This window comes from Bacillus sp. FSL R9-9497 (assembly GCF_038005805.1).
Taxonomy (GTDB): Bacteria; Bacillota; Bacilli; order Bacillales; family Bacillaceae_G; genus Bacillus_A; species Bacillus_A cereus.
The window spans coordinates 32,501-44,039 of record NZ_JBBOTY010000001.1 but is presented as its reverse complement, the minus strand read 5'-3'; the positions used below and the strand labels follow the sequence as shown (position 1 = coordinate 44,039).

The following is an 11,539-nucleotide window of genomic DNA, read 5'->3' as shown; positions in this document are numbered from 1 at the left end:
AGAACAGGTTTCCCCCGTTCTTTTTATTCAACACCAAATAAAACTTTTGCATTTTTAGTTGTCATTTCTGCTACTTCCTCATAAGAAATTCCTTTTAAATTCGCAATTTCTTCTGCTACGAGTTTTACATAACTCGGTTCATTTCGTTTCCCGCGAAATGGATGCGGCGTTAAATAGGGACAATCCGTCTCTATTAACAATTTCTCTAACGGAATCTCCGTAGCAACTTCTTTCGGTTTCTTAGCGTTTTTAAATGTAACTGGTCCACCTAACGAAATTAAAAAGTTCATATCAACACATCGCTCTGCTACTTCTACGCTACCGCTAAAGCAATGCATAATGCCCCCTACTTCAGCTGCATTCTCTTCTTCTAGAATATCAACAATATCTTGAGTTGCATCGCGGTTATGTATAATAATCGGCAAATTTACTTTTTTCGCTAATGCAATTTGTTTACGAAATACTTCTTTCTGTATTTCTTTTGGAGACTTATCCCAGTGATAATCTAAGCCCATTTCTCCAAGTGCAACGACTTTAGGATGAGAAGCAAGTTCTTCTAACCAAGCTAAATGTTCTTCTGTCATGTCGATTGCATCAACTGGATGCCAGCCAACCGCAGCGTAAATAAAATCATAGGCTTCAGCTAATTCCATCGCCTTTTTTATCGTTACTTCATCAAAACCAACAACAACTGTATAAGTAACTCCCGCTTCTTTCATTCGGGAAATAACCTCTTGCAAATCTTCTTCGAATTGCTCTGCATTCAAATGTGAATGTGTATCAAACAACATACTACATAACTCCTTTTATATTGAAATCAAGTTTATTCTACAAAAATAAGTTCTTTAATAACTTAACGATAACAATACTACAATCTTAATGCAAAAATAGAGAGTGTAAAAAGAAAAAAGACGCTTCACACATGTTACACGTGAAACATCTCTTTTCTTGTCTTAATTACTTGATTTTCGTACCATTTGGTAGATTTTGGTCGATTGATGCTAATGACAATACGCCATTCTCTTCGCCCGCTAAAATCATACCTTGCGATAATTCACCGCGTAATTTTACAGGTTTTAAGTTTGTTACACAAATAACCTTTTTACCTTTTAAGTCTTCCGGCGAATAGAATTTTGCAATTCCAGAAACAACTTGACGCTTTTCTGTGCCTAAGTCTAGTTGAATTTTTAACAACTTGTCTGCTTTTTTCACAGGTTCAGCAGATAGTACTTCAGCTACGCGTAATTCTACTTTAAAGAAATCATCAATTGTAATTTCTTCTGCCTTCGGTTCTTCTTCTTTTTTCTCTTCTACTTTAGGAGCAGAGCTTTTCATTTGTTCTTTAATGTACTCTACTTCCACTTCCATTTCTAAACGAGGGAAAATTGGGTTTCCTTTTTCTACTTTTGTTCCAGCTGGAATGCAGCCAATTGTAGATAGACTTTCCCAAGATTTATGAGCTTCATCAGTAAGGCCAAGCTGAGCAAACATCTTGCTTGGTGCTACTGTTAAGAATGGCATAAGCATAATACCTGTTTGACGAAGTACTTCTGCTAAATGAGCCATTACAGAGGCTAACTTTTCACGATCATTCTCATCTTTTGCTAATACCCATGGTTGTGTTTCATCAATATATTTATTCGTACGACTAACTAGTTGCCAAATAGATCCTAACGCTACAGAGAACTCCATATTCTCCATTGCTTCTTCTACTTTTTTCAAAGTATCTTGTGCAAACGCTACTAACGTTTCATCAAATTCCGTCACATTTTCTTTAAATGCAGGGATTTCTCCGTTAAAATACTTATCAATCATAGCTACTGTACGATTTAATAAATTACCTAAGTCATTTGCTAAGTCGAAATTAATACGCTCCACAAATCCTTCTGGTGTGAATACGCCATCAGATCCAAATGGAACTTCACGAAGTAGGTAATAACGTAATGCATCTAATCCGTAACGATCGATTAATGTAACTGGATCTACTACGTTTCCTTTTGACTTACTCATCTTTCCATCCTTCATTAAAATCCAGCCATGAGCAAAGACTTTCTTCGGAAGAGGTAAATCTAATGCCATTAAAATTATCGGCCAATAAATTGTATGGAAACGAACAATTTCTTTCCCAACTAAATGCACATCTGCAGGCCAGAATTTTTTATATTTCTCTTCATTTGCTGTTCCATAACCTAACGCCGTAATATAGTTAGATAATGCGTCAACCCATACGTAAATAACGTGTTTTGGGTTACCAGGAACACGAACTCCCCAGTCAAATGAAGTACGAGAAACCGCTAAATCTTCTAATCCTGGTTTAATAAAATTATTAATCATTTCATTTTTACGAGACTCCGGCTGAATGAAATGTGGATTATCTTCATAGAACTTTAATAGTCTGTCGACATATTTACCCATTCTAAAGAAATAAGATTCTTCACGAACAAGTTCTACATCATGACCACTATCTGGGCTTTTTCCTCCAACTACTTTGTCGCCTTCCATAATTGGATCTACTAATTGATGCTCTGTATAGAACGTCTCATCTTGTACAGAATACCAACCTTCATATTCATCAAGATAAATGTCACCTTGATCTACTAATTGCTTAAAGATTTTTTCGACAACATCTTTATGACGATCTTCAGTTGTACGAATAAAATCATCATAAGAAATATCCATCTTCTCCCAAAGCTCTTTGATTCCTGCAACAATGTTATCAACATATGCCTGTGGCGTAATATTTAACTCTTCTGCTTTCTTTTGGATCTTCTGTCCATGCTCATCAGTTCCTGTTAAATAATGCACATTATAACCTTGCATACGCTTATATCGTGCCATCGCATCTCCTGCTACTGTCGTATAAGCATGTCCAATGTGTAATTTTCCACTTGGATAATAAATTGGGGTAGTAATATAAAAGGACTTATTTTCCTCTGTCATTGTTTTGGACCTCCCGAATAACCTCATATGTATTTATAAACAGTATATCAAAAACTCATATATAAAGTGAAACTTTAATCAGTAGGGTTTTGTTCCTCCCCACTAATTATTAGCCCACGTTAATTGGGCTTTTACGAGCAGCCCAAATCTAACTTATCTTCTTTACGCCAACCTAATTTTAAATTTAGGTCTTAATGCTCGATATCTTTATCATCTATTGCTCATATTTCAAAAAAATATACAATATCTACTTTAAATTTATTATTTTTTCAGAAAATAATGTAAATAATTGTGGAATTTCCTCTCAATCTATTATATATAAGAAATAAGAAATCTATAAATCTTTTTAAAAAATATAGAATTTAAGAATTGACGGAAATGTAAATGATTGGTATCATATGTCCATAGGGTATTTTGTCGAAAAATGACGAATCTAAAAATAGACTCGAAACTTATAAACTATTTATTTAGGAGGAAAAAAATTATGAAATCTACTGGTATTGTTCGTAAAGTTGATGAATTAGGTCGTGTAGTAATTCCAATCGAATTACGCCGTACTTTAGGTATTGCAGAAAAGGACGCTCTTGAAATCTATGTTGATGACGAAAAAATCATCTTAAAGAAATATAAACCAAACATGACTTGCCAAGTAACTGGTGAAGTATCTGACGGTAACCTTTCTTTAGCTGAAGGTAAAATCATCTTAAGCAAAGAAGGCGCTGAGCAAATCTTAAACGAACTTCAAGATTATATCGAAACAGCAAAATAAGCTTCTCAATTATGAGAAGCTTATTTTTTATCGACATGATAGATTTGATATACATCTCTTTTCGACAAATCTCGATCTTTAGCGACTGTTTTAATCGCTTCTTTTGAATTCATACTTTTTTCATTTATATAATATTCAATATGATCATATACCGAAAGAGATTCCCACCATTGTTCTTCTGGAGCAGGTTCTTCTGTTGAACCAGCTACTAAAATACAAAACTCACCACGTACTTCATTTTGCTTCGTCCACTCAATTGCTTCTTCGATTGTTCCTCGAATAAATTCCTCAAATTTTTTCGTTAACTCTCGACATAATACAATCTCTCTATTTCCCAACACTTCCTGCATCGAAATTAAAGTATCATCTAAACGATGAGGTGCTTCATAAAACATCATTGTAGTTTGTACATAACGAAGCTTTTCTAACTCCATCTTCCGTTCCTTTTTGTTTCTCTGCAAGAAACCATAGAAATAAAACTGCTTTGTTTCAAGACCAGATGCAATTAATGCTGTAAGGGCTGCATTTGCTCCAGGAAGCGGAATTACATGATATTGCTCAGCTACTGCCTCAACGACAATATCGTAACCTGGATCAGAAATACATGGCATACCAGCGTCACTAACAAGTGCTACATTCTTTCCATCCTCTAATTTCTCTAATAGTTTCTTCCCACTTACTTCTTTATTGTGCTCATGATAACTCGTGACAGGTGTTTCAATTTCAAAATAATTACAAAGTTTTTTCGTTTGTCTCGTATCTTCAGCAGCAATTAAATCAACTTCTTTTAAAATTCGGATTGCACGAAATGTCATATCTTCTAGATTTCCAATAGGAGTTGGTACTAAATATAAAACTCCCTTTTCATTTTGTTGAAAGCTTTTTTGTTGCCACATAGCGTTCTCCTTTTTGCATATATGCCTCTTTTTGTTTTCTCGTTAATTTCTTAAAGTAATACTCCGCTTGCATAGCTGTACGCTTATCATCATGGGTCTCTACATATTTTAAAACGACAGGAAGCCTGACACGTGTATACTTAGCCCCTTTGCCGCTATTATGAGTCTGAATTCTCTTTTCTATATGGTTTGTATATCCAGCATAATAACTTCCATCAGAGCACTCTACCACATAAAAAAAGTGCTTATTCTTCTCCATATAAAATTGAACGTAGCTCCTTTGTATATTCGTTATTGTTCTCATATACAACGAGAGGCGGTAAGATTTTCAAATCTGCATTTCCATCCTTAATTCCTTCAATTAACAATGTATTTGCTTCTTTTCCAACCTTAGGATAAACAAATTGCACACGCTTTGGTTCAATTTTATATTTACGCATTAATGTGACAATGTCTAGTAATCGCCCTGGACGATGTACAAACGCTACTTTCCCACCTTGTTTTACTAACTGACTACTTGCAGATACAACATCTTCTAATGTACACATAATTTCATGACGAGCTATCGCTAAATGTTCATTCATATTTTTCTCTGAAGTTTGAGGTGTTTGAAAATATGGTGGATTACATGTAACAACATCATATTGATGACGCCCAAGTTTCTCTGGCATATCTTTCAAATCTCCATGTATGAGGTGAATTCTTTCTTCCAACCCATTGTATTGAACACTTCTTACTCCCATATCATATAAGCGTTCTTGAATTTCCACACCAGTAATATTTCCTTTTGTTCTTGTACTTAATAGAAGGGGAACAACCGCGTTACCTGTACACAAATCAAGTAAATTCCCCTTTTGAATTGGTACCCATACAAAATCTGCAAGTAAAACGGCATCTAAAGAAAAATTAAATACCGATGGGCTTTGTATAATCTTCATGTCTTGTGCTAATAAGTAATCTAAACGTTCATCTTCATATAAATTCATATACTGCTCCTTTTCTTACCCTTAACCTACCCTATTTCATGTATAAAAAATTACCTTTCCAATTATAATTGGAAAGGTAATTTCACTTTTTATTTAAGAATGACAGACAGAACAAACAATCTCCCTCTTTACGTACACTTCCATAATGTAGATTGCAAATATGAAAACCTTCTTGATACAGTCTCGCTAAATTGTCATAGCCTTCACCAATATCTGTTTTCGGCTTCACTTCTTTACGTTTTTGAGTTTTTTGTTTTTCTTTATTCTGCACTTCTTCAAAACGGTGTCGCAAATTGTTATTTTCCATTTTTATATGCTGGTTTTCTTCCAACAACTCTGCAAGATGCTGTTTTAACTCTCCCAACTGTTTATATAAATGTCCAATTTGCTCTTCCATACTAGAAACCGATTCAAAAATATCTTTTTTCTCCACAAGCACCCACCTCATTAATCTGTGGTTTGACTCGAAACGACCCCTTTATTCACTAACTCATCTAACGTATATTCTACTATCCGTTCCTTGTCTACTAGTTCCACTTGAATTAATCTTTCTAAAATATTTAATCCGATAACACGGCCAGTACCATGCGGGGTTTGTATACGTTGATCTAAATCAGGAAGTTGTTCCTTTGCTGCCTCATATTCATCATTCTCATATTTTAAGCAACACATTAAGCGACCACATAAACCAGAGATTTTTGCAGGATTTAATGATAAATTTTGATCCTTTGCCATTTTAATGGATACAGGTTCAAAATCCCCTAAAAAAGTAGAACAACAAAGCATACGACCACATGGACCAATACCACCTAGCATCTTCGCTTCATCACGAACACCAATTTGTCTTAGTTCAATTCTTGTTCTAAAAATTGCGGCTAAGTCCTTCACTAGTTCGCGGAAATCGATCCGACCATCCGCAGTAAAATAGAAAATAATCTTATTACGATCGAATGTATACTCTACATCTACAAGTTTCATATCAAGATTATGCTCTACTACCTTTTGTTGACAGACTTGATATGCTTCTTTTGCAGCATGTTTGTTCTCTTCAACAATGGTACGATCATTTTCATTTGCAATACGAATAACCTTTTTTAGCGGTAATACAACGTCGTTTTCATCAACTTGTTTTTTGGTAATAACTACTTTTCCGTATTCAATACCTCTTACCGTTTCTACAATGACAAACTCATTTTCAGAGATATCGAACTGATTTGGATCAAAGTAATATACCTTTCCGGCCTTCTTAAAGCGAACACCTACTACATCATACAAAACGGTCATCCCTCCTGCAACCGCAACACTAACTGTTCGAACACAAGCTGCGCATTTACATTAGCGTTGATTCTATTTTTTGCCTCTAATATATTAAAGAGAGCTGATACAATGCGCTTCTGAGCATAGGAAAACGATTCAAACATCTCTTTTTGATCATGAAAAACAAGACGATCTTCTTCTCCAAGTTGAACATATAATAAATCCTTATAAATAAGGAGTAACATATCTAAACCTTGCTGTAATTGTTCTTTCTCTCCAAAGTGTTTTCCCCATTTTTCTTGTACAAAAAAAATAGAGGTTTTATCTTTTTCGAGCGCTTCACATAATTTTATCACTAAAGCTCGTGCTTGTGCAAACCATTCATCACTACATAAAGCTAAAGCTTCATCAAAACTATTTGTAAGTTGAGCAGCAAGTGTCGATAAAGATGCTGTAATCCCTTCATCCTGTAATCTTCTAATTAAAGATTCCGTAGATAACGGTCTAAACGTAACAACTTGGCAACGAGATAAAATCGTATTTAAAATTTGATGACTTTGTTCAGTAAGTAAAATAGCAGTTGTATCACTACTTGGTTCTTCTAAAAATTTCAAAAGTGTATTTGCCGCATTTGCTGTCATACGATCTGCGTGCTCAATAATATATAATTTTTTATTTGCCTCTAATCCTGTTTTTGAAAACTCTTCTTGTAAATCATGAATTTGCTGCTTTTTAATAGATAATCCGTCTGGTTTTACAATATGTAAGTTAGGGTGGTTACCTGAATCAATTCGCTTACAGTTTGTACATACATGGCAGGGCTCTACCCCATTCCGCTCAGAACAGAGGAAACTCTTTGCCATTTGAATTGCTGTCGCAAACTTTCCTGTCCCTTTCCCTCCCTCTAACAAGTAAGCGTGGGATATACGCTCTTTTGCAATGCTATTCATCAACATTTTTACACCGATGGGTTGTATAGCAGAAAGCTGCTCCCACGTCTTCGTCATAATGCATACCTCACTTATTTCATTCTTTCCTTCTATTATAACAATTTATCTTCTATAATCTGAACAACTTCTTCTATAAGTTTTTCCATCGGCTGATCAGCATTTACCAATACAATACGATCCGAGAAACGTTCTACAACTTGTAAATACCCTTCGCGCACACGTTTATGGAAAGAGATATCTTCCATATCTAGTCGATTTACTTCACGTCCTGCATCTTTTTCAATCCGAGCCAAACCAACCTCAGGCTCAATGTCTAGATAAATTGTTAAACTAGGCATACAGTCCTCTGTTGCGAAACGATTTATTTCAAATACCTTATCCATACCCAATCCTCTTGCATAGCCTTGGTATGCTAAAGAGCTATCTATAAAACGATCACATAACACGAGGTAGTTCTCATTAAGTGCTGGCATAACTTTTTCTACTAAATGTTGTCTGCGCGCAGCAGCATAAAGAAGCGCTTCTGTACGTGCTTCCATCATCGTATATTCTTGTTTATGTAAAATCGTCCTAATGTCCTCAGAAATTGCAATACCGCCTGGTTCCCTTGTCGCCATTACCTTTTGTGCTTTTTTTTCAAAATATGGCAATAAGCTTTTAATTAACGTTGTTTTACCTGAACCTTCTGGGCCCTCAATTGTTACAAATAATCCCTTCATCCTAAAACCTACTTTCTATATCATACACTTTCATATATTTCGTATTCCCTTGAAAACGAGCTCCTGCTCTCTCTAAATACATAATTTGCTCTTTATGCCCTGAAGTAATTCTCTCTCCATACATAATCAATGGAATTCCAGGTGGATACGGAATCACCATTTCCGCCGCTATCATTCCAACAGCCTCTTCTATAGATACTATCTTTGTTTTATATCCTTCTAGTTGTTTATACGTATACGGTAAAAGAGAGAACTCACCTTTATAAGTATAACGAATAGATTCTCTCTTGTCTTTCACCTCATAATGTTGCAATGCTACTCGGATCATCTCTATAACCTTCATATACCCCTCATTTGCTTGTAGTGGTAAAATAAATAGGACATTGTACGGATCAGCCATCTCTGTATATATACCGACCTTTTCAAATACAGACTGTAATTCGTACCCTGATAACTGACAACGAGTTTGTACGGTGACCTTTAACTCATCTTGCAACGGATATTCTAAAATGGCGATTTGAGGAATAGAACGTAGTTGTTCCTTAAATCTTCGTAAAAACTCAACAATTTCACTGTGACCTTCTTCTTTTATACGTGCCATTGTAAAGCGTGCTATATCCAAGGAAGCCATAATTGGATACGATGGACTACTAGATTGTAGCATACTTAAATAAGTAGTAACCTTCTCTTCATCTACTAAGTGACTATTTATATGTAAATAGGAACCCATTGTCATTGCGGGTAATGTTTTATGTGCAGAATGAACTACAATATCTGCACCATATGTTAATGCTGACTTCGGGAATGGTTCTCCCAAACACAGATGTGCCCCATGTGCCTCATCTACCAAAACAGGTATTTTATGTGCATGTGCAAAAGCGATGCTTGCCTCTAGATCCATCCCCATACCATAATAATTAGGATGCGTTAAAATGAGTGCTTTCGCATTTGGATACTTTCCAATTGCTTTCTTAATAATTTCGTTACGAACTCCCACTGGTACATTATAAGCTTCGTCAATCCATGGATCTAAAAAAATGGGATTTGCTCCCGCAAGTTTTAAAGCATTAATAATTGATTTATGACAATTTCTTTGTACAAGAACAATATCATGTTCCCCGCAACAAGACAAAATCATTGCTAAGTTCCCGACTGTTGAACCATTAATTAAAAAATAGCTCCTCTTTGTATTATAAACTTCAGCCAATAATTGTTGTGCCTCATCTATACATTCAAACGGACTATGCAAATCATCTAGTCCTGCTAACTCAGTTACATCAATAGATAGAATATCTTTAAACTCTCTTATTGCCTCCTGAGGGAAGTTTAAACCATTCTTATGACCTGGAACATGAAAGGATAACGGCCCTCTTTCTTTAAACTCTATTAACGCCTCATATAAAGGCATACGATTTTGATTCATCTACATCTCTTCCTTATTATTCATTCTCTATCTATTATACAGAACAAAAAAAATAATAGGCATATGCCTATTTAAAAATATGATACTTCTAGTTTTCGAAGCTGCTTTAAATAATGTATATATTTCGGATCATCTGTCTCTGTATTCACCATATCCTTTTCACATTCATAGCATATTAAATTATTATAAACATATATACCTTCTTTTCTTTTCGTCTCACAAACAATACAAACTTCACTTTGTAATTTCATAACCTTCCCTCCCTATTTAAGTGAACCTATTTTATACTTCTAATCCTTAACAATTTACAGAAAAATATACACCCATCTTTTATATAATATGATTAACTCTTGGGCAACGTGTTTGTATTACCCTTACTTCTTTCCTATTCTTTTTAACAATACAAAAAAACACAAGTCAAATGACTTGTGTTTTTAGTTGCTTGGCGACGTCCTACTCTCACAGGGACAAGGTCCCAACTACCATCGGCGCTAGAGAGCTTAACTTCCGTGTTCGGTATGGGAACGGGTGTGACCTCTCTGCCATCATCACCAAACTATGAAGGCATATTCCTTCAAAACTAGATAACATTGCTACATATTATATGGTTAAGTCCTCGATCTATTAGTATTCGTCAGCTCCACATGTCACCATGCTTCCACCTCGAACCTATCAACCTGATCATCTTTCAGGGATCTTACTAGCTTACGCTATGGGAAATCTCATCTTGAGGGGGGCTTCATGCTTAGATGCTTTCAGCACTTATCCCTTCCGCACATAGCTACCCAGCTATGCCCTTGGCAGAACAACTGGTACACCAGCGGTGCGTCCATCCCGGTCCTCTCGTACTAAGGACAGCTCCTCTCAAATTTCCTACGCCCACGACGGATAGGGACCGAACTGTCTCACGACGTTCTGAACCCAGCTCGCGTACCGCTTTAATGGGCGAACAGCCCAACCCTTGGGACCGACTACAGCCCCAGGATGCGATGAGCCGACATCGAGGTGCCAAACCTCCCCGTCGATGTGGACTCTTGGGGGAGATAAGCCTGTTATCCCCGGGGTAGCTTTTATCCGTTGAGCGATGGCCCTTCCATGCGGAACCACCGGATCACTAAGCCCGACTTTCGTCCCTGCTCGACTTGTAGGTCTCGCAGTCAAGCTCCCTTATGCCTTTGCACTCTACGAATGATTTCCAACCATTCTGAGGGAACCTTTGGGCGCCTCCGTTACACTTTAGGAGGCGACCGCCCCAGTCAAACTGCCCACCTGACACTGTCTCCCGGGTCGATAAGACCCGTAGGTTAGAATTTCAATACAGTCAGGGCGGTATCCCACCAGCGCCTCCACCGAAGCTAGCGCTCCGGTTTCAATGGCTCCCGCCTATCCTGTACAAACTGTACCAAAATTCAATATCAGGCTACAGTAAAGCTCCACGGGGTCTTTCCGTCCTGTCGCGGGTAACCTGCATCTTCACAGGTACTATAATTTCACCGAGTCTCTGGTTGAGACAGTGCCCAAATCGTTACACCTTTCGTGCGGGTCGGAACTTACCCGACAAGGAATTTCGCTACCTTAGGACCGTTATAGTTACGGCCG

Annotated in this window: 12 protein-coding genes and 2 rRNA genes (1 of these 14 only partly in view); 1 reads left to right on the top strand and 13 read right to left on the bottom strand. The window is 36.7% G+C overall.

From position 1 onward, the window contains the following. Positions 1–23 precede the first annotated feature (23 nt). Positions 24–791, bottom strand: a complete 768-nt coding sequence (locus MKY21_RS00230) for a TatD family hydrolase (protein WP_000895846.1) — start codon at positions 789–791, stop codon at positions 24–26. Between the two features lie 166 nt (positions 792–957). Then, positions 958–2,940, bottom strand: coding sequence for a methionine--tRNA ligase (gene metG / locus MKY21_RS00225; protein ID WP_000134135.1), 1,983 nt, complete (start codon positions 2,938–2,940; stop codon positions 958–960). 484 nt (positions 2,941–3,424) lie between these two features. On the opposite strand from metG, the gene MKY21_RS00220 reads away from it, so the two are divergent. Next, positions 3,425–3,709, top strand: a complete 285-nt coding sequence (locus MKY21_RS00220) for an AbrB/MazE/SpoVT family DNA-binding domain-containing protein (protein WP_000843036.1) — start codon at positions 3,425–3,427, stop codon at positions 3,707–3,709. 20 nt (positions 3,710–3,729) lie between these two features. Here the strand turns inward: MKY21_RS00220 and rsmI are convergent, their stop codons facing one another. The 11 genes from rsmI to MKY21_RS00165 form a co-directional block, all read right to left on the bottom strand. Beyond that, entirely contained in the window at positions 3,730–4,605 is an 876-nt protein-coding gene (gene rsmI / locus MKY21_RS00215; RefSeq protein WP_000267821.1) for a 16S rRNA (cytidine(1402)-2'-O)-methyltransferase, read from the bottom strand. After that, positions 4,574–4,864 (bottom strand): GIY-YIG nuclease family protein, encoded by a 291-nt coding sequence (locus tag MKY21_RS00210; protein ID WP_061663944.1) that lies wholly within the window; start codon positions 4,862–4,864, stop codon positions 4,574–4,576. The genes rsmI and MKY21_RS00210 overlap by 32 nt, the downstream gene beginning before the upstream one ends. Then, positions 4,851–5,591 carry a tRNA1(Val) (adenine(37)-N6)-methyltransferase gene (locus MKY21_RS00205; RefSeq protein ID WP_016118985.1) on the bottom strand — a complete coding sequence of 247 codons (741 nt, stop codon included), beginning with the start codon at positions 5,589–5,591 and terminating at the stop codon, positions 4,851–4,853. Before MKY21_RS00205 ends, MKY21_RS00210 begins: the two co-directional genes overlap by 14 nt. 82 nt (positions 5,592–5,673) lie before the next feature. Next, positions 5,674–6,024 (bottom strand): DNA replication initiation control protein YabA, encoded by a 351-nt coding sequence (gene yabA, locus MKY21_RS00200; protein ID WP_000412063.1) that lies wholly within the window; start codon positions 6,022–6,024, stop codon positions 5,674–5,676. 14 nt (positions 6,025–6,038) lie between these two features. Continuing rightward, positions 6,039–6,866 (bottom strand): PSP1 domain-containing protein, encoded by an 828-nt coding sequence (locus tag MKY21_RS00195; RefSeq protein WP_000272429.1) that lies wholly within the window; start codon positions 6,864–6,866, stop codon positions 6,039–6,041. Between the two features lie 5 nt (positions 6,867–6,871). Beyond that, entirely contained in the window at positions 6,872–7,855 is a 984-nt protein-coding gene (gene holB, locus MKY21_RS00190; protein WP_341075242.1) for a DNA polymerase III subunit delta', read from the bottom strand. Between the two features lie 35 nt (positions 7,856–7,890). Then, entirely contained in the window at positions 7,891–8,517 is a 627-nt protein-coding gene (tmk, locus tag MKY21_RS00185) for a dTMP kinase (RefSeq protein WP_000677214.1), read from the bottom strand. A gap of 1 nt (position 8,518) precedes the next feature. Further along, positions 8,519–9,940 (bottom strand): aminotransferase class I/II-fold pyridoxal phosphate-dependent enzyme, encoded by a 1,422-nt coding sequence (locus MKY21_RS00180; RefSeq protein WP_016118984.1) that lies wholly within the window; start codon positions 9,938–9,940, stop codon positions 8,519–8,521. Positions 9,941–10,011: 71 nt separating this feature from the next. Then, complete coding sequence (locus MKY21_RS00175; RefSeq protein ID WP_000776279.1) at positions 10,012–10,191, bottom strand: sigma factor G inhibitor Gin; 180 nt, start codon at positions 10,189–10,191, stop codon at positions 10,012–10,014. Positions 10,192–10,380: 189 nt separating this feature from the next. Further along, positions 10,381–10,496: ribosomal RNA gene (rrf, locus tag MKY21_RS00170) — 5S ribosomal RNA — on the bottom strand. Between the two features lie 48 nt (positions 10,497–10,544). Further along, positions 10,545–11,539: ribosomal RNA gene (locus MKY21_RS00165) — 23S ribosomal RNA — on the bottom strand (it continues 1,928 nt past the right edge of the window).

What these genes read in the sequence shown, in the direction of transcription:
- MKY21_RS00180 (WP_016118984.1), bottom strand. Translation starts at nt 9,940, where the DNA reads ATGAATCAAAATCGTATGCCTTTATATGAGGCGTTAATAGAGTTTAAA.
- metG (WP_000134135.1), bottom strand. Translation starts at nt 2,940, where the DNA reads ATGACAGAGGAAAATAAGTCCTTTTATATTACTACCCCAATTTATTAT.
- MKY21_RS00220 (WP_000843036.1), top strand. Translation starts at nt 3,425, where the DNA reads ATGAAATCTACTGGTATTGTTCGTAAAGTTGATGAATTAGGTCGTGTA.
- MKY21_RS00210 (WP_061663944.1), bottom strand. Translation starts at nt 4,864, where the DNA reads ATGGAGAAGAATAAGCACTTTTTTTATGTGGTAGAGTGCTCTGATGGA.
- tmk (WP_000677214.1), bottom strand. Translation starts at nt 8,517, where the DNA reads ATGAAGGGATTATTTGTAACAATTGAGGGCCCAGAAGGTTCAGGTAAA.
- MKY21_RS00205 (WP_016118985.1), bottom strand. Translation starts at nt 5,591, where the DNA reads ATGAATTTATATGAAGATGAACGTTTAGATTACTTATTAGCACAAGAC.
- holB (WP_341075242.1), bottom strand. Translation starts at nt 7,855, where the DNA reads ATGACGAAGACGTGGGAGCAGCTTTCTGCTATACAACCCATCGGTGTA.
- MKY21_RS00175 (WP_000776279.1), bottom strand. Translation starts at nt 10,191, where the DNA reads ATGAAATTACAAAGTGAAGTTTGTATTGTTTGTGAGACGAAAAGAAAA.
- MKY21_RS00230 (WP_000895846.1), bottom strand. Translation starts at nt 791, where the DNA reads ATGTTGTTTGATACACATTCACATTTGAATGCAGAGCAATTCGAAGAA.
- rsmI (WP_000267821.1), bottom strand. Translation starts at nt 4,605, where the DNA reads ATGTGGCAACAAAAAAGCTTTCAACAAAATGAAAAGGGAGTTTTATAT.